This window comes from Achromobacter sp. Bel, from assembly GCF_012928505.1.
In the GTDB taxonomy this organism is placed as follows: domain Bacteria; phylum Pseudomonadota; class Gammaproteobacteria; order Burkholderiales; family Burkholderiaceae_B; genus Achromobacter.
Window position 1 is genome coordinate 1 of the sequence record NZ_JABBJN010000010.1, and the last position, 17885, is coordinate 17885.

The window sequence follows — 17885 nt, forward strand, 5'->3', positions numbered from 1 at the left end:
ACGCTCTTCCGATCTGCCTGGCGGGCGACGCTGCGCCGCGGGTATGCGGCACGGTCCAGGTCGAGCGCGATGCGGGCAAGTCCGCCGCGCTGGCGGGCACTCTGGAAACCCTGGCGTTCCCGCCTGATTGGGTGCGCCAGGTGGATCGCGACGAGGCCAGCGCCCTGGCCGGCCTGCCGTTGGCGCGGGGCGGCGTGTTCTTCTCCCAGGGCATGCTGGTGCAGCCCAACCGCCTGATTGATGCGCTACTGGAGACCGCCGGTGTGACGCTGCTGCCGGGTAAGGCCGCGCGCGTCGAGCCTGCCGGGCAAGGTTGGCGCGTGCTGGACGAGCAGGGCGCCGAGTGGGTGCAGGCGCAGGTGGTCATTCTGGCCAACGCCGCCGGCGCGCGCGACGTGCTGGCCGGCAGCGGCCTGCTGGATCCCCTGCCGCGGGTGGCGCAGATGCACGCGCTGACCGGCGAGGTAACGCTGGTGCCGGCGGCGGCGCTGTCGGGCGGCCCTCGTTGCATTGTCGGCGGCGAAGGCTATCTGCTGCCCGACGTGGGAGAGGGCTGCGTGGTGGGCAGTACCTATGTCCACGATGCGACCGAGGCGCGCGTCAGCGCCGACGGGCAGCGCGTCACCCTGGCCAAGGCGGCGGGGCTACTAAGCGGTCACTTTCCTGACTTCGAGGCGCTGGTGCCGGGCAGCCTGCCGGGCTGGGCCGGTTGGCGCGCCGTGTTGCCAGGGCGCTTGCCGGCAGTGGGGGAACTGCAGCATGCTCGCGGCGTCTGGTTGGCCGTGGGCTATGCCTCGCGGGGGCTGTCCTGGTCGGCGTTGATGGGCGATTTGATCGCCGCCCGCCTGGCTGGCGAGCCGTCGCCACTGGAAACCGATCTGGCCCAACTTATTTCGCCAAGGTGAAAAAAAGTCAGGCCGGTGACGGGCCTCGCGGTCAGGTGGCGTAGAATTGCAGTAATTGCCAGGATTTGGCGCCAAATAGGCCGCTTTGGGCTCGAAATTGGCGTTTCGGCGGCTCGTGGGCATCAGGACCGATGGGCGCTGGCCGAGGGCTTTATGCCCCTTTTTTGGATGAGATCGTCTTCCAAATGAGGGACCGAGTTTATTTCAAAGCTCAAATCCGTCAAAATAGCGTCTTTTGATGGTTTTTGGCTTAAGCCGGGGGATGCTCTGTGCCGCCCAAGTTCGACTTTGCCCATACTACCCAGCTCGATAACATCGAGCTGCTGACGTCCCGCCCCAGTCGCTTCGATTTCGACGCGGGCGATGGGTTGCACCTGGTAGTCGAGGCGCATGCGCCTGGTGTTTTTCGCCTGCGCTGCGGCGAGGCGAACCACCTGAATGAAGATAAGCCCAGCGCGCGTGCGCGCGCCGTGGCGGAGATGCTGCTCGCGCGCCAAGAGGCCGTGGGCGAAGCCGCCATTGCCCCTCGCGAAGGCGGGGATGGCTGGCGCATTACCCAGGGCGACGTTGCCCTGGAGCTCCAATCCAACCCCGTGCGCGTGGCGATCTATCGCAACGATGAACGGGTGTTCGAGTCCGAGGTTTCCGCGCACACGCCCGCATTCGGGCACAACGCGCTGGACCAGGACGATGACGCGGTCTGGTCGGCGGGGTTCACCCTGCAGGCCGACGATCGTGTCTTCGGCCTGGGTGAAACACCGGGCGACCTGAACCGCCGCGAAGAATCGGTCGTTTCCGATGACCCCGAGCACCGCGCCTTGCCGTTGGCCTGGAGTCCGCGCGGCTGGGGCGTCTACGTGAACACGATGCGCCGTGTCGAGCACGCGGTAGGCGTCGCGCCTGCGGATTCTGCCTACGTGCTGACCGTGGACGACGCCGTGCTGGACTTGTTCCTGTTCGCCGGCGAACCTGCGGAAATCCTGAACCAGTACACCGCGCTGACCGGCCGTGCCGGCCAGCCCGTGCTGTGGGCGATGGGCGCGTGGTTGCAGCAAGCCACGGGCGAAATGCCGACGCAGACGGTGGCCCTGGTCGCCCGCATGCGCGAAAACCAGATCCCGGTCGACGCCGTGACCCTGGCGCAGCCGGCGGCCTGGGGCTTCCAGTCCGACAAGGCCGTTTTCGAATGGGACGCCCAGCGCTTCCCGGACGCCAAGCAGATGCTGGCGCTCTTCCATAAGCACAACGTGCACGTTTCGGCCTCCGGTTTTCCCGGCGTGCTGAAGTCCAGCCCGCTGTTCGAAGAACTGGAAGACCGTGGCTGGCTGCTGACCAAGGACGACGGCGCGGCCCAGGTGTTCGACGGCAACGCCGCCACGTCGGGGCAGCCGTACGGCTTGCTGGACCTGACCTATCGCGACATCTACAACCAGTGGGTCGAGCGTCATCGCCTGTTGATCGAAGACGGCCTGGACGCGCCCGCGTGCGACGCCCAGATCGCCATTCCCGACGGCGTGACCGCCCGCAACGGTGAAACCGGCCCGGCGCTGCGCAGTATGTATCCGCTGCTGGTGCGCCGCGCGCTGTTCGACGCCGTCGCCGGCCTGAAGGTGCCGCCGGAAGGCGTGGTGCCCAGTTCGGACCTGTTCCCCGCCGCGCAGCGCCTGCCCTGGCAGGTGGGGCCGCAGGTGGAGAACACGTGGGATGGCCTGCGCCATACCCTGCGCACCGCCTTGTCGATCGGCGCCAGCGGCGTGCCCGTTCAGGTGCACGGCATCGGTTCGGCCGCGCGCGACCGCTCGGGCATGACCTCCGAGCTGTATCTGCGCTGGCTCACTATCGGCGTGTTCTCGGCGAACTTCTCGTTCCAGGGCGTTGAAGGCCTGATGCCTTGGGATTTCGGCGAAGAAACGCTGGCTCAGGCCAAGACGTGGATGCAATGGCGCTACCGTCTGGTGCCTTATGTGCTGGGCGCCATCGAGGATTCGGCCCGCACCGGTCTGCCGGTGCAGCGGTCCATGGCCCTGTCGTTCCCGAACGACCCGCACGCCCATGAATGGGACCTGCAATACCTGCTGGGCCCGGCCCTGCTGGTGGCGCCCGTGACCGAACCCGGCAAGCAGGTGCGCGTGTACCTGCCCAAGGGCGAGGCGTGGTGGGACCTGAACACGGGGCACCGTTACGAAGGCGGCACGACCTGGACAATCGACTGCGAACTGGGCCAGTTCCCGGTTTTCGGACGCGAAGGGCACATGCTCTGTCTGGGACCCGCCGCGCAGCATACGGGCGAGTTCAACTCGGCCCGCATCCTGGACGAAGTCTGGATGTTCGGCATGCCGGTGCATAACCCGGTCGTCATGCGCAACAAGATCCGCGTGATGCAGATGCAGGGCTCCAGCTACATCAAGGGGCTGGAAGGGCTGCGCATTTCGCCGTCCGAAGGCCTTGAGGTCAAGCGCCGGGGCGCCGAAGTCCGCATTTCCCGCGCTCGTTGACGGCAGGGTGGCCGGCTGACCGGCCACCGCGACAAAAAGGGCAGTCAGGAAGGCTTTCCTTCCTGACTGCCCTTTACGCCTTTTGCCCGGCACCCGATTGCAGGATTCGAGATAGGCCCCGTCGGCCTGCCCTCAGGCAGCTACGACGTCCTATATTTCTTATAGTTATAAAAAATGGAAAAAACGGTCGTTCTCTTTAGAAGAGAAAAGATACAAAATCGCTTGCCATGATTCACATCGAGAACCTATCCAAGACCTATGCCACGCCGCATGGAGAATTCCAGGCGCTGCGAGGCATCAACCTGCATATCGAGCAGGGCGAGGTCTTCGGCATCATCGGCCCCAGCGGGGCCGGTAAAAGCACGCTGGTCCAGTGCATCAATCTGCTGGAACGCCCCAACGAAGGCACGATCACCATCGGCGGGCAGCCGCTCACCGGTTTGAACGAAGCGCAGTTGCGCGGCCAGCGCCGTCGCATCGGCATGGTGTTCCAGGGCTTCAACCTGCTGTCGCGCCGCACCGTCTACGGCAACGTGGCGTTGCCGCTGGAGATCGCCGGCGTGGCCAAGGGCGAAATCCCGGCCCGCGTCGAGCGCCTGCTGGCGTTGGTGGGGCTGGAGCATCTGCGCGACCGCTACCCCAGCCAAATCAGCGGTGGCCAGAAGCAGCGCGTGGGCATTGCGCGCGCGCTGGCCAACAACCCCGACGTGCTGCTCAGCGATGAAGCCACGTCTGCGCTGGACCCGGAAACCACGCACAACATCCTGGCGTTGCTGCGGGACATCAACCGCAAGACCGGCGTAACCGTCGTGATGATCACGCACCAGATGGAAGTCGTGCGCGAAGTTTGTGACCGCGTCGCCGTGCTCTCGCAAGGCGAAGTGGTGGAAGTGGGCAGCACGCGTGAAGTGTTCGCGCAGCCGCGCCACGACGTCACGCGCGGCATGGTGTCGGCGGCCACCGCGTCCGACTTGACCGACGCCACGCTGGCCGCCGTCAAGGAACGCATTGCCGCGCTGGCCGCGGCCAAACCCGGCCAGGCCGTGCGTCTGCTGCGCCTGTCGTTGACCGGCACGGACGCGTCGGGATCGTTCCTGTCTGACCTGTCCAAGCAGTACTCGCTGGACGTCGGCCTGATCCAGGCCCGCGTCGAAGACATCCAGGGCGTGGCCGTGGGCACGATGTTCGTGCTGGCCCAAGGCGCGCCCGCCGCGGTCAAGGACGCGATCGCCGCGTTGACCGCCCGTGCCATCACCGTTGAAGAAATAGCTCATGAGTCCGCAACTGATCGATCTGCTTATTACGTCGCTGCTTGACACCCTGTTGATGGTGGGCGTGGCCAGCGCCATCGCGGTGGTGATCGGCATCCCGCTGGGCGTGACGCTGACGGTGACCGCGCGCGGCAACATGCTGGAGAACCAACCGGTCAACCACGTGCTGGGCGCCGTCATCAATGCCACCCGCTCGGTGCCGTTCGTGATTCTGATGGTCGCCATCATTCCGTTCACGCGCCTGGTCGCGCAGACCTCCATCGGCACCACGGCCGCCATCGTGCCGCTGTCTGTGGCCGCGATCCCGTTCATGGCCCGCATCGCGGAAAACGCCATGCGCGAAGTCGACCCGGGGCTGATCACCGCAGCGCGCGCCATGGGCGCGTCACCGATGCAGATCATCCGGAAGGTGCTGTTGCCCGAGGCCTTGCCGGGCCTGATTGCCGCCACCATCGTCACGGTCGTCAGCCTGATCGGCTATTCGGCAATGGCCGGCGCCATCGGCGGCGGCGGCCTGGGCGACCTGGCCATCCGCTACGGGTATCAACGTTTCCAGTCGGACGTCATGGCCGCGGTCGTGATCGTGCTGATCGTGCTGGTCCAGGCCATCCAAAGCCTTGGCGACCGTTTCGTGCGCCGCTTGTCGCATCGCTGAACGCCACGGCGCCGATTCATTCTTCTCTCTACATCCGTTATTCGGGATATCGCAACATGAGCATCAAGGTATTGAAGTCGCTGGCCGCGTTCGCCCTGGGCGCCGCCGTTTTCGCCCAGCCCGCGCTGGCTCAGGACAAGCCGCTGAAGGTTGGCGTCACCGCCGGCCCGCATGCCCAGATCTTTGATGTGGTGAAGGCCGAAGCCGCCAAGCAGGGCCTGAACATCCAGATCATCGAATTCACTGACTACGTGCAACCGAACGTGGCGCTGGCATCGGGCGATCTGGACGTCAACAGCTACCAGCACCAGCCGTACCTGGACAACGCCAACGCCGACCGCGGCTACAAGCTGGTCAGCATCGCCAAGACCGTGATTTTCCCGATCGGCATCTACAGCAAGAAGATCAAGTCGCTGGCCGAACTTAAGGACGGCGCCCGCATCGCGCTGCCGAACGACCCGACCAACGGCGGCCGCGCCCTGCTGCTGCTGCAAGCCAATGGCCTGATCAAGCTGCGTCCGGAAGCCGGCCTGAAGGCGACGCCGATCGACGTGGTCGAGAACAAGAAGAAGCTGCGCTTCATCGAACTCGACGCCGCCCAACTGCCGCGTTCGCTGGATGACACCGACGCGTCGGCCATCAACACCAATTTCGCGCTGGAAGCCGGCCTGAACCCGACCAAGGACGCCATCGCCCAGGAATCGCCGGATTCGCCGTACGCCAACGTGCTGGTCGTGCGTGAAAAGGACAAGGACCGGGCCGACTTTGCCAAGCTGGTCAGCATCTATCACAGCCCGGCCGTGAAGCAGTTCATCGAGACCAAGTACAAGGGCGCCGTGGTGGCTGCCTGGTAATTCCAGGTTCATCCGCACCCAGGAACGGCCGCCGCGTGCGGCCGTTTTTCATGGGCGGCTCGAAGGGATGCTGGACGGGCGTCAAGGGGCCGGTCAACGCGGTCCAAGCCAAACTTTTTGACAAGTTCAAGAAAATCCGCCATAATTTCTGGCTTCGGTCGGGCTGATAGCTCAGTCGGTAGAGCAGCGGACTTTTAATCCGTTGGTCGCGAGTTCGAGTCTCGCTCAGCCCACCACCCCCGCTTTTTGACGAAGGCGGTAAGAGAATCAAGCACCTGCGAGTGATCGCGGTGCTTTTTTTTCGTCTGTAGGGCGCGTATTGGCGCGCCGAAATCCGTCGGCGAGGTTCAAGCCCGCCTATCGAACGTTTGATACGCGCCAACTCGCCCCGCAGTGGGCCCGTCGAACCAAATCCGACATGGATGCTGGCGTCTATGTCGATCCAAGTCAGGCGGAGCGAAGCACCCTCAAGGAAGCGCTGGAGCGCTATCGACTTGAGGTGCTGCCTGGCAAGAAATCTCCTAAGTAAGCGTCTGGCCGCGTCGATCGGTGGTTGCGCACAGATTTGGGTCATCGCACCCTTGCGAATCTTCGGGGTGCCGACTTCGCGCGCTACCGTGATGTGCGGCGAGCATCGACCTGGCATAGGCCGTCGTGGGCTTACGGCGCTTATGGGTAGTATGGTGAGCCGAAGTCCTCTTTAGAAACTGCAGTACTCAGCTTTTCCGATAGTCTGCTTCCAGCACGCCGCGGCGGATCTGGTCGCGTTCGAGCGACTCAAAAAGCGCCCTGAAGTTGCCCTCGCCAAAACCTTCCCGGTAGTCGCCCTGGCGCTGGATGAATTCGAAAAACACAGGGCCAAGCATCGGTCGTGAAAAGATCTGCAACAAGAGCCGCGGCTGACCGCTTTCTGTTGTGCCATCCAGCAAAATACCGCGTGTCTGCAGCCCCGAAATGTTGTGCCCGTGGCCCGGCAATCGGCTGTCAAGCATTTCGTAGTAAGCGTTGTTTGGCGCGGTAGCGAGCGGCAAGCCGGCCAGCACCAATTTGTCAACGGTATCGCATAGGTCATCGCAGATCAGCGCGATATGTTGGATGCCCTCACCGTTGAACTGCAGCAGGAACTCTTCAATCTGACCGCCGCCCTGTCGCGCTTCTTCGTTGAGTGGGATGCGGATCATGCCGTCCGGTGCGGTCATCGCCTTCGATGTCAGGCCGGTGTACTCACCCTTGATGTCGAAGTAGCGGATCTCACGAAAGTTAAACAGCCGCTCGTAGAAATCGGCCCAGAACGCCATGCGCCCGCGATAAACGTTGTGTGTGAGATGATCGATCAGCTTTAGCCCATGGCCTGCCGGACTGCGGTCCACACCTTCGATGAACTGAAAGTCGACATCATAGATCGACGTTCCCTCTTCGAAACGGTCGATCAAGTACAGCGGCGCTCCGCCGATTCCCTTGATTGCGGGCAAGCGCAGCTCCATTGGGCCGGTCGCACTCTCGATTGGCTGGGCTCCTCGCTCTAGCGCCAGCCTGTACGCCCTGTGCGAATCCTTCACCCGAAAGGCAAGAGCGCAGGCTGATGGGCCGTGTTCAGCTGCGAAGTAGGCGGCTGGGCTGTTTGGCTCACGATTGACGATGAAGTTGATGTCATTCTGTCGATAGAGCACCACGTCCTTTGATCGGTGCTTGGCCACGAGCGTGAAACCCAACATTTCGAAGATCGGCTCCAGCACCCCAGGGGTCGGCGAGGCGAATTCGACAAACTCGAAACCCATCAGGCCCATTGGGTTCCCATTAGATTCAGTCATAAAAATCTCACGATTCTATAAAATGGCAGGTGCTATCTCGCGCGAAACTCAGTTCAGTGGAATTTCGAGAAGATCGCGACCAATGATGATGTTGCCGTTGTAGTGCTTGCGCACCGCGCTCATCCAGTGCTCATCAGTAATTTCTGGATCATCAAAAGGCACGAAATGGGTCAGGACCAAATTCTTGACTTTGGCTTTTGCGGCAATGCGTCCGACATCCTCCGCAAGCGTGTGACTCGCCTTCAAGTGCTTAAGGAGGGTGGACGCGTTAGCGCCGTGGCGGGCAACAAGCCGATTGACGCCATCTTCGTCCATCACTTCATGGATCAGGTAGTCGGCTCCTGCAGCAAAATCAGCGAGAGCGGGCGCATAGGTGGTGTCGCCCGAAAAAACTATAGTCTTTCCTGCGGTTTCGAATTTCAGCGCGTAACTATCGTCGATCGGAGGATGAATGTTTCGACAAGCTGAAACCCTCATCGTCTTGGTTTCCATAATCACGCCCGGCCCATACTCGTTTGCGTGGAAGATCTTGCGTGGATCAGGGCGTCCCTCATCAGCGATGCGTGTGTCGATGTCGGACCGGTTTGCCATCCAACTCCCGCGATCAAGCTCCATTATTCCCTTAGGCCCATACGTTTCGACGGGGCCCTTAATACCTGCTACCCAAGCGTTATACAGAAGAGTGCCGTATTCCAAATTGTGGTCAGAATGATGATGAGTGATGAACACATGCCGCAGGGTCCGGAGCGGCACTTTCGCTTGAATCAATCGCTGTGTCACTCCATAGCCGGTGTCAACGACAATCGCTTGACCGTTGATCACCAGCACGTTTGAGGTCGGAAAGTGAGAGGCGTCGCGAATGGACGGGCCACCTTTGGTGCCGAGTAGTACGATTCGGTCCGGACCGGGGGTCTGGGCGACCGCAGCGACCGACGGAAATGCCACGATAGTGGCAAAAATCGCGCGTCGGAGAATGGTAAGCATAGCGATGTCCTCTAAAGGATTATTACTGGGTTAGCTTGAAGCGAGACAGCTTTACCCGTTCCGTCCAGACATCGCGTTCAGCGGTCATCAACGCGCCAAAATCGGCAGGCTGCCGTTCGGGGACTTCGTAGCCAAGTTTCTTCATCGCGTCTATGTAGCTGGAAGAGGCGACGATCTGGCGCACTTGGGCTTTCCATGCGTTGACCTTTCCGGTGGGAGTGCCAGGTTTTACGAATGCGCCGAACCAATCCACGGACTCTAGTTGGTCAAGACCGACTTCTTTGGCGGTGGGTACTCCAGGCATGAGTGGATTGCGATTTTTGGAGGTGATGAACAGGGTGTTGAGTCTGCCTTGACCTTCGTATGCGACGACCACTTGCTCGGTCGTGATGAGCAACGGGATCTGGCCGCCCAATACATCGGTTATCGAATTTGCTCCCCCTTTGTAAGGGACATGGATCAGCTCAATCTGGAGTTCTTTTTGTAACTGCGTACCCAAGAAGTGCTGAGGCGTACCCAGCCCTGGCGTTGCAAAGCTGCTGGCCGAAGGATTGGCTTTAGCCCAGGCTTTATAGGAATCAATATCCTTAGCTTCTGAGGCGGGTCCTGTCGCGACGGCGAAACCATATTCGGCCAGACTGCCGACGGGGACGAAATCCCTGATCGCGTCAAACTTCATCGCTGGCAAGACCATTGGGCCAAGTTCGATGACGCTCGTTGGTGCAATCAGGACGGTCATACCATCCGCTGGCGCGTTTTGCAGTGCATCGAACGCAATCTTTCCGCTCGCTCCAGGGCGGTTTTCGACAATCATCGAGAGCCCAAGTTGGGCGCGAGCCTGTTCCGCGAAGGCGCGTGCAATGGTGTCGACTGAGCCCCCCGGGGGAAAGCCCACGATGAGCTTGACGGGCGGGGTGGATTGGGAGACCGCGTTAGATGAGGTAATTGCTGAAAGCGCTGTAAGCAACATCGCGCAGATATATTTTGAATGTCTCAAGATTGTCTCCAATATAGTTAGGCTGCGCCGCTGAATGCAGGCGAGATTCTGGAATTCCGTTCTTGCTCCTAATCGCCGGCACTGCGGGTTGTCGATGGTGAATTCAACTTTTCGAGTCGGCCACGCAATTCGATAATGGACCGTGCTCCACACAGAGCCATGGTTCTGTCCAGTTCGCTCTTAAGTATGTCAAGCGCGTGCAGTACGCCCTTTTCGCCGGCGGCCGCGAGCCCATAGAGCGTTGCTCGTCCAAGTTGGACACCGTCTGCGCCCAGGGCGATAGCCTTTCCGATGTCAATACCCGAGCGAAATCCGCTGTCGACGAGCACGGTCGTCCTGCCATCAACCGCCGCTACGATTTCCGGTAGCCACTCTATGGTCGAGCGCGTCCCGTCCAGTTGGCGGCCTCCATGGTTGGACACCACCAAACCATCAGCGCCAGCGTCAATCGCCTGACACGCTTGTGTTGGCGAGCTGATGCCCTTGATCATCAACTTGCCCTTCCAGCGTGAGCGAAGCCACCCGAGATCAATCCAGGTAAAGGAGCTGCTTAACTGCTGCTGCATGACGTCACTAATGGTCGCCCCTTGGGGCGGTGCGCCTGCAATGTCCTCGAACAGTCGCAGCATGGGCACCCCCGAGCGAAGCATCGAGAACGACCATCTGGGGTGAACCGCACTATCCATGAGATTCTTCATCGTCCATCGAAATGGAAGCGTGAAGCCATTGCGAATGTCCCGGTTCCGGCGACCAGAGACACTGGTGTCGACCGTCAATTGCAGAACGTCATAGCCATGTTCAAACACGCGCTGCAGAAATGCTTCGACAAGCCCACGGTCCTTCATCATGTACAGCTGAAACCATCGCAGGGGGCCGGCGGATTGCGACACGGTGTCAAGATTGGCGGTTGCCGCCGTGCTGAGTACGAACGGAATCTCGGCCAGTGCAGCGGCCCGCGCGAGGGCAAGATCGCCATCGGGCCAGAAGGCACCATTTAGACCGGTAGGCCCGATGACCACGGGAAATGCAACCTTGCTCCCAAATAGCTGGCTACCAACGCTGCGAGTCGAGACGTCGACCAGCCCATTTGGAGTCAAATGGACGTCATTAAACGCTTCTCGGTTTCGCTTGGCGGTGATCTCCTCGCCCGCAGCGCCGTCGATATAGTCGAAGACCATCTTCGGAAGCTGCTGGCGCGCCATCTCTCGCAGGTCGCTGATGCTAGCGGCTTGTTGCAAGTTCATGGACATGCGCGGATTCGTTAAGCGGCGCCAATCGGCGACGGTAGAGGATCGCGGATGTCCTTGGGCCGCGCTCGGATCATTGCGGCAAGGTCGTCCTGCAACGCCTTGCACGCCGGGTCGTTGAAACGGTTGACCATCTCGCCCGGATCTTCATCTAGAAGATAGAGCTCGCCTTCGCCGGATTCGATCTCGAGGGTGAGCTTGGCCTTTTGGGTCCGCACGGCGCGGAGATCCAAGGCGACGCCGCAACGGGCCGGCCCAAGCTTCCACTCGCTGTAGGCAAAGTCGCGCCGCCCATCGCCCTCAAGCAGCGGCCGAAGTGTCGAGCTATGGCGAGCTGACTCGTTGGAGACACCGGCATAGTCGGCGAAGGTCGCTGCAAGGTCTACCGTGGAGACCGGATCGGCAATGACTTTGCCCGCCGGTACGCCAGGGCCCTTCACGATCATGCCGATTCGAAGAAGGCCTTCGTAGAACATGGGGCCTTTGAGAATAAGGCCATGATCGCCGAGCCACTCACCGTGATCCGAGGTGAAGACAACAATCGTATCCTCGCTCAGGCCTAGTTCGTCGAGCGTGGTCAGGATGCGCCCTACGTTGTGGTCGATCAACGAGATCATTCCGTAGTAGTTCGCAATCATGTGGCGCAGTTGCTGGTCTGTTTGAGGTTCGATGCGCGAGTACTCACGACGCACGCGGCCCATCTCCCCTTTTTGACCTGGCGGCGTTTCGACAGCCGCTCGGTGCCACCAGGGACGACGCTCGAAATCACGAATGCGGTGTTCAGGGAGACGAACATTCTCTGGCGCGTGCAGCAGACTCCAAGGCAACGGTGCGTCAAAAGGATGGTGAGGGTCTGGAAAGGACGCCCAAGCGCAAAAAGGCTTCTCGCCCCTACGCTTGTGATCGCGCAGCATTTCCACCGTGCGGTCCCCTACCCAGCTGGAACTGTGCCAAACCGGTGGAAGCGCCGAGTGATGTGTTTGTGCAGCCCCACCGTCATCTCCGGCGTGAGTCTTGTATAGCTGGTCCTTGAAATCGGCGAGGCCGTCGTTGCGATACCACTGCTCGTACTGGCGTCCACGTGGCGCGCGATCGGGCAACCAGTAGTTGTGACCGATGAGCATCATTTCGGCCTTGGCGAAGCCCATGTATGGACCGTTCCAGTCGTCGCCGTAGAGCGCTGATCCGGCGACGTTCTCGGGGCGCTTGGTGGGCGTGTTGGTGTGATAAGTCGAGAAGTGCGCTTTGCCGATAAAGGTCGTCGCGTACCCTGCGCGGCTTAAGGAGCCAGCGAAGCCACGATTGGCGAATTCCTCGTCGAGTTCGATGCCGTTGTCATGAACGCCATGCGTCAGGGGCAGCAGGCCCGTGAGTATCGATGCGCGGGAAGGCTGGCAAACAACATTCGGTGTGATGCATGCCGAGAAGCGCGTGCCTTGGCTCGCCATCAAATCAAGGTGAGGCGTGTGAACTCCCGTGCCTTCAAAACCGTAGGCGTCGCCACGGTGTTGATCGCTCGTGATGAGGAGGATGTTGGGGCGCTTTCTGTCCTGGGGCATTTGAGCGTGTCTCGTGTGACTTTCAAGGTCGACTTGTCTTCAGATTCGCGAAGTATGATCACTAGTTGTTTACTAGTCAACAAAAAGTGTGCTGTTTCTGTAGTGATCAAGCGCAGCTACACCGCCCAGGGCGAACGGTCGGGCATGGAGCTTCGAAACATAGGCCGCGGCTCCCGTGACGCAGCATGGTTCGCGCACTCGAGCGTCTCAGGGTTTTGCTGGAATGGGGGGCAGTGCAGCGGATAGAGGGATGCCAGGTCTTGAGGGCGAACGGCGTGCCGGGAGCCATGAGAGGAACAGTGCCCTAGTCTCATGCCTGAGTCCGGCCTTCGCTCCACTGGGATAGACTCATATTGTTTACAAATAGACTAACGAATTCGGAGCACTGGATCTCGATGCGCCCTTCAGTTATAGAAACTTCTCAGTGGCAAGATCCCCTTGACCTGCTTGAACAGTCTGGATCGCTGCCTGTTGACCTTTTTTTGACCTTTCGGGTCAACCAGTTGTCAAGTGCGTTCGAGCGCCAGTGGTCCCGTTACATGAGGGACAAGGCTGGGGTTAGCCTCAGCGAGTGGCGCATCATGGCGATGCTCCAATCGGGGGCACAAACTTTTGCGCGAATTGTTGAGCTAACGGAAGTGAACAAAGCACTAGTTCATCGGTCGGCAAAATCTCTCTCGGAGTCGGGTCTGGTTGAGATTACCGACACGCCTGGCGATGCCCGTAGCACGACCATGGCTTTAACAAGAAAAGGTCAAACGTTGATCGGAAAAATTCGGCCACTAGCGCTGGCGCGGCAGAATCATTTCCTCAGTGTGCTAACTGCGCAAGAGCGTCGACTTTTCTACGTTGCAATGGAAAAGCTGCGAACCGCCGCGCATGAATGGGACCTATCGCTAAAAGAATAGCGCGCGGGTGTTTCAGGTTGGGCATTGATCTGTTGTCGACATCCTGGACAGAATTAGATGTTGGTGTTTTAGGGCGAGGTTCCCCGCGAGAACGGGAGCTTGGCCAAGAACGTAAGCAGTATCCGGTCGAGCAGATCGTCGCGGCGCTTAAGCAGGGGAGCTTGGCATGCCGGCGGCTGATCCGGTATGCCCGCTCGGCGTGTCCGAGCAGACGTACTCCCTATCGCAGAGTCAAGGGTCCGCAAACGGCGATGCACCAGCGCATGCGTGAGATTTTGGAACATTCAGGGACGAATGCATGAATCTGCATTGGTTCGAGTCCTTGGCTGAGGCTAAACGAGAGATCGAGGTTTGGCCCCAGGACTGCAATGAGGCTCGGCCTCGCATGGCCCTGAATGACTTATCGTCGGGAGAACTGGCTCGGAAATACGGCCTCCGACAGTACGTCGGAGGCCACTGACAGCCCGATCACTAATATCGACGCAGTCCAAGCAACCCGAGCGGATCAAAGCCAAACCTTACCTCTAGTTTTGACCTGTACGGATATTGCCGGGAGCACGTCACTGCTGGGAGCTTTTTCTCGTCGTGGCGCTTGAGGGGCCTAGGCCCGCCTGACCTAGAAGCGCACCGCCAACTTGAGCAGGCCGGCCTGCTGGCGGTTACCGCCACCGAACTGCGCGTCGTAGGCGATACCTGCCGTCGTGTTGCGGGTGATGGCCATTTCGGCGCCCAGGCCCAGTACGGCGGCGTCGCGCGCGATCGGCACGCCCGTCACCGAGAATGTGCCGCCGCCGCTGAACGCCAGTTCCTGCCTGGGCTTCACATCGCCCATTGCGTGGCGCCAGCCCAGCGTCGCGGTCAAGCGGCCCGGTGCCAGGTCGGTACCGAACTGCCATGCGCCGCGCAATCCCAGCGTGGTGCTGGTGACATCGTCGGAATTCCCCGATCCGTGCAGGGCCGCCGAGCCGCCCGATTCCTGGAAGTCGCGCGTGCGCACCTGGTTCCACGCCAAGCCCGCGTAGGGTTCGATGGTGTAGGCATCGCCCACCGGCAGGTTGTAGCCGAGCTCGGTGAACACTTGCGTGGACGAGGCGTGATAGGACGACTCGAGCCGCTGGTTCAGGCTTCCGGCGACCACGTCGCGTTTCGTGTCGATGTCGTGCCAGGTGTAGGCCGCGCCGGCCATGAACCGGAAATGGCCGCGACCCGCGGGGAAGTTGCGACCCCCGAACAACGTGGCCGTATAGCTGTCGATATCGGTACGCGAGGACGCATCGGCGATCGAATTGTGGCTGCCGGTATAGCCGAGCGCACCGCCCAGCCGCCAGCCGCCGCCCACCGCGCCGTCGCCGCCAACGAAGAGCCCGCCTGCGGATTGGCTGACGCTGGATGCGTTGCCGTCGCCGCCGAATGTGCTCCAGTTGCCGAACGCCTGCGCCCAGACCGGAGAGGCGCCGCTTTGCGGCAGGGCGTCGGACGACGGCGAACCCAGTTGGGCAGTCGGGCGTCCGGCGAGCAGCGGCGCGTCGAGGTTGCCGCGCAGGTGCGCCAGGGGCATCGTGCGCACGACGTCGCCCTGGCTCTGCAGCACACTGGCAGTGCTTGCGTACGCTTCGCCAGAAAGCAGCTTCAAGGCCGAGCGCGCTTCGCCCGGCGTCATGGTGAGGACGGCCGCCGCCACCTGCCCGGCGCCCGAGTTCTTGCCCGCCGCGATGCCGCTTCCGACCACCGGCGATTGAGTGCCGGTGGACGACGATTCGTCGCTGGTCGAGGTCGATCCGTTGGCGTTCGTCGATGCGCCGTTGCCTGTCGTCAAGGATCCGTTACCCGTCGAAGACGATCCATTGCCGGTCGAGGACGATCCGTTGCCCGTCGAGGATGATCCATTGCCCGTCGCGGGCGGCTCTTCCTGATCCAGGGCGCCGCCCACGCTGCTCTCGTTGTCCGTGCCGCCGATGATGCCGATCGGCACGTCGTTGCGCGTCAGCGTCATGAAGGCGTTCTTCGTGTCGTAGCTGAGCGTGGGGGTCAGGAACGCGTACGCGCTTGAGGCGCCGGTGAACCTGCCCTGTATGCCGCCGTCGGCGGTCAGGATGTTGTAGGTCGTGCGCGGCGCATAGTTGCCGTCAGGACCCACGTGCGCCACGGAGCCATCCAGGTAGGCCACGCCTGTGACGTGAATGCGGTCGCTTGCGCTGCTGGCGGGATCGGCGTGCACGCGATAGATCGTGTTTTCACCGAAGGTGAGGTTGCCGTTGATGGTCAGCGTGCCAATGGGCGAGCCGTCATTGCCGGGAGATACGACGGCGGTGGGGTAGAGGGTGGTGCTGCCCAACTGGCCGACCCCCGCCAGCACGACTTCGCGGCCGATATCGACGGGGCCGTTCAACTTGCCGTCGATTTCCAGGGCGCCGTCAGCGATCAGGATGGGGCCGGTCAGGCCGCTGCTATCGGCGGTCAGGATCACCGAGCCGGGCCCGGTCTTGACGAAGCCCTGCGTGCCCTGCAAGGGGTTGTCGATGATGTCGACGAATTGGCCGGACGCATAGGTGCCGTCGCCGACGACAATGGCGGGCGGGTTACCGCCGCTGCCGACGAGCGTGATGGGAGCGCCTTGCAGGCGATAGCGGTCGGTGGCGAATTGGATGCCCGACACGCGCACCGGGCCGGCGCTGCCGTCCACGGTCACGGTGCCGGCCGCGCCGGTAAAAATGGCGTAGCCGCCATCGGGCAGGGCGCCGGTGGCATTGCCTGGGCTGTTCCAGTTCGTGCTGGCGGCGCTCCAGGTGCCATTGCCGCCGCCCGAATGGGTCGCGGACGCTGCGCCGTTGCCGTTCCAGAGGTTGGTCGTGCTTGGGCCCAGGATCAGGTTGATCTGCTTGTCGCCGGTCAGCGTCTGGATGGTCGCCGCAGGCGTGGAGTCGCCGGTGACGGTGCCCAACGACAGGCCGTTGCCGCTCAACGTGCCGCCGTACGACAGGATCCGGTAGTAGCCAACGTTGGTGCCCAAGGTATTGACCGAGACGTTCAGCGTCGTGTTGTTGAGAGCGACGTTGCCCCCCACGGTGATGTTGTCGCCCGTGCCGGGTTGCGTAATGGGCAGCCCCGCATAGCCGGTCTCGAAGGCGAACACGGCGTTGTTCATCGACAGGTTGCCGTTCACGACGAGGTTGCCGTTGGAGACGCCGGTTGGCGTTCCGACGGAATATCCCGGTGCGACACGGGAGTTGCCCGTCACGTTGAGATCGCCGTTGACCGAGCCGAAGCCTGCAATGGTGCCGCCTGACGCCGCATTGACGTTCCCATCGATGGAAACGCCTGCCCCGCCGCCGTTACCGCCGATCACAAGCGTGCCGCCGTTGACATCGATCCCGCCGGGGTAACGGGCCGACCCGTCGAACACCTGCGTGTCGCCCGGCGAAACCGTGAGGTCGGCAGCGGTGACACCGCCGCAGTAGGTCGTGCCGAGTGCCAGCGTCGCTGTTAGCCACTTACTCGTGCCGTATCTCAAAACATGGTCCTTTATCGTCCGATTAATAATTCGATGGCTAAATATTGCTGATTTGATGCAAAAGTATCTCCGCGCAACAGGAAAAAACGCGCCGGAATAATCAGCCGTCGAAAAAAAAGGACGCAATGTAAACCAGTTTTTTTGCAATACCAAGAATTAATGCAGAGATACCATCCTTGTTATATGGACGTCCGAAATGGATACCATCCAAATTATTATTGGCACGCTAATGGATACCATCCATATTATAAAAATGGCGCGAATTGATACATTCAATAATATTCTCGGCGTCGTGGAATCGGGCGCGCAGAAATAAAGACACGACGCAGCCAATGGCGAGGTGCCGGGGGGCATCTGGCCCATGCTGTAGCGGGTCAAGGAGGGGAAATGGTCAGCGCGGTGGATCCCGAAAACTCGCCTGACTTGACGACTCTCTTGGCGGCACGCGTCGAGTCCAAGGAGATACTCGTAGGTAAATTATCGGCAACGTTGATTGATACGCGGTTTGCAGTGCGTTTCCCGCCAATCTCATTTTCGAATACAAACCTTCGTCCGTTCCAAGCTTGACGAGCTCCAACTATCATCAGCGAGCACCTTAATGCGGACGAGCCACGGCTCGGCATATATATAAACGCTTTAATATCCATGGCTCCGCCCCAAAACGCGACAGGGCAGGCGGATCCTGGGT

12 protein-coding genes, 1 tRNA gene and 1 pseudogene are annotated in these 17885 nt (G+C 61.2%); 8 read left to right on the plus strand and 6 right to left on the minus strand.

The window, feature by feature from the left end; genetic code table 11:
• The 6 genes from HG262_RS08680 to HG262_RS08705 form a co-directional block, all read left to right on the plus strand.
• A partial coding sequence (locus HG262_RS08680) for an FAD-dependent oxidoreductase (RefSeq protein ID WP_169270619.1) occupies nucleotides 1-905 on the plus strand: 905 nt, incomplete at its 5' end.
• A gap of 269 nt (nucleotides 906-1174) precedes the next feature.
• Nucleotides 1175-3400: a glycoside hydrolase family 31 protein gene (locus HG262_RS08685; protein ID WP_169270620.1), complete on the plus strand. Its 2226-nt coding sequence runs from the start codon at nucleotides 1175-1177 to the stop codon at nucleotides 3398-3400.
• Between the two features lie 227 nt (nucleotides 3401-3627).
• Nucleotides 3628-4716: an ATP-binding cassette domain-containing protein gene (locus HG262_RS08690; protein ID WP_169270621.1), complete on the plus strand. Its 1089-nt coding sequence runs from the start codon at nucleotides 3628-3630 to the stop codon at nucleotides 4714-4716.
• The gene (locus HG262_RS08695) at nucleotides 4673-5326 is read left to right on the plus strand and encodes a methionine ABC transporter permease (RefSeq protein ID WP_105555497.1); all 654 of its coding nucleotides are present in this window, start codon (nucleotides 4673-4675) and stop codon (nucleotides 5324-5326) included. The genes HG262_RS08690 and HG262_RS08695 overlap by 44 nt, the downstream gene beginning before the upstream one ends.
• Before the next feature lie 56 nt (nucleotides 5327-5382).
• Entirely contained in the window at nucleotides 5383-6180 is a 798-nt protein-coding gene (locus HG262_RS08700) for a MetQ/NlpA family ABC transporter substrate-binding protein (protein ID WP_105555496.1), read from the plus strand.
• A gap of 160 nt (nucleotides 6181-6340) precedes the next feature.
• Nucleotides 6341-6416, plus strand: a tRNA-Lys gene (locus HG262_RS08705).
• A gap of 480 nt (nucleotides 6417-6896) precedes the next feature.
• Here HG262_RS08705 and hppD read toward each other — a convergent pair.
• The 5 genes from hppD to HG262_RS08730 all read right to left on the minus strand — a co-directional run bounded on the left by hppD (nucleotide 6897) and on the right by HG262_RS08730 (nucleotide 12778).
• On the minus strand, nucleotides 6897-7991 hold the full coding sequence (hppD, locus tag HG262_RS08710) for a 4-hydroxyphenylpyruvate dioxygenase (protein WP_169270622.1): 1095 nt from the start codon (nucleotides 7989-7991) through the stop codon (nucleotides 6897-6899).
• A gap of 48 nt (nucleotides 7992-8039) precedes the next feature.
• Entirely contained in the window at nucleotides 8040-8975 is a 936-nt protein-coding gene (locus HG262_RS08715; RefSeq protein ID WP_169270623.1) for an MBL fold metallo-hydrolase, read from the minus strand.
• Nucleotides 8976-8997: 22 nt separating this feature from the next.
• Nucleotides 8998-9972: a tripartite tricarboxylate transporter substrate-binding protein gene (locus HG262_RS08720; RefSeq protein WP_169270624.1), complete on the minus strand. Its 975-nt coding sequence runs from the start codon at nucleotides 9970-9972 to the stop codon at nucleotides 8998-9000.
• 68 nt (nucleotides 9973-10040) lie between these two features.
• Nucleotides 10041-11222, minus strand: a complete 1182-nt coding sequence (locus tag HG262_RS08725) for an alpha-hydroxy acid oxidase (protein ID WP_169270625.1) — start codon at nucleotides 11220-11222, stop codon at nucleotides 10041-10043.
• An 11-nt stretch (nucleotides 11223-11233) separates the two neighbouring features.
• On the minus strand, nucleotides 11234-12778 hold the full coding sequence (locus HG262_RS08730; RefSeq protein ID WP_169270626.1) for a sulfatase-like hydrolase/transferase: 1545 nt from the start codon (nucleotides 12776-12778) through the stop codon (nucleotides 11234-11236).
• Between the two features lie 395 nt (nucleotides 12779-13173).
• Between HG262_RS08730 and HG262_RS08735 the strand changes: the two genes are divergently transcribed.
• Both HG262_RS08735 and HG262_RS08740 read left to right on the plus strand, forming a co-directional pair.
• Nucleotides 13174-13686, plus strand: coding sequence for a MarR family winged helix-turn-helix transcriptional regulator (locus HG262_RS08735; RefSeq protein ID WP_169270627.1), 513 nt, complete (start codon nucleotides 13174-13176; stop codon nucleotides 13684-13686).
• A gap of 277 nt (nucleotides 13687-13963) precedes the next feature.
• Nucleotides 13964-14146, plus strand: a pseudogene (locus tag HG262_RS08740) (integrase core domain-containing protein); the annotation flags it as partial.
• 156 nt (nucleotides 14147-14302) lie between these two features.
• On the opposite strand, the gene HG262_RS08745 reads toward HG262_RS08740, so the two are convergent.
• On the minus strand, nucleotides 14303-17197 hold the full coding sequence (locus HG262_RS08745) for an autotransporter outer membrane beta-barrel domain-containing protein (RefSeq protein WP_169270628.1): 2895 nt from the start codon (nucleotides 17195-17197) through the stop codon (nucleotides 14303-14305).
• Between the last annotated feature and the right edge of the window lie 688 nt (nucleotides 17198-17885).

What these genes read in the sequence shown, in the direction of transcription:
- HG262_RS08695 (WP_105555497.1), top strand. Translation starts at nt 4,673, where the DNA reads ATGAGTCCGCAACTGATCGATCTGCTTATTACGTCGCTGCTTGACACC.
- HG262_RS08715 (WP_169270623.1), bottom strand. Translation starts at nt 8,975, where the DNA reads ATGCTTACCATTCTCCGACGCGCGATTTTTGCCACTATCGTGGCATTT.
- hppD (WP_169270622.1), bottom strand. Translation starts at nt 7,991, where the DNA reads ATGACTGAATCTAATGGGAACCCAATGGGCCTGATGGGTTTCGAGTTT.
- HG262_RS08730 (WP_169270626.1), bottom strand. Translation starts at nt 12,778, where the DNA reads ATGCCCCAGGACAGAAAGCGCCCCAACATCCTCCTCATCACGAGCGAT.
- HG262_RS08725 (WP_169270625.1), bottom strand. Translation starts at nt 11,222, where the DNA reads ATGTCCATGAACTTGCAACAAGCCGCTAGCATCAGCGACCTGCGAGAG.
- HG262_RS08700 (WP_105555496.1), top strand. Translation starts at nt 5,383, where the DNA reads ATGAGCATCAAGGTATTGAAGTCGCTGGCCGCGTTCGCCCTGGGCGCC.
- HG262_RS08690 (WP_169270621.1), top strand. Translation starts at nt 3,628, where the DNA reads ATGATTCACATCGAGAACCTATCCAAGACCTATGCCACGCCGCATGGA.
- HG262_RS08735 (WP_169270627.1), top strand. Translation starts at nt 13,174, where the DNA reads ATGCGCCCTTCAGTTATAGAAACTTCTCAGTGGCAAGATCCCCTTGAC.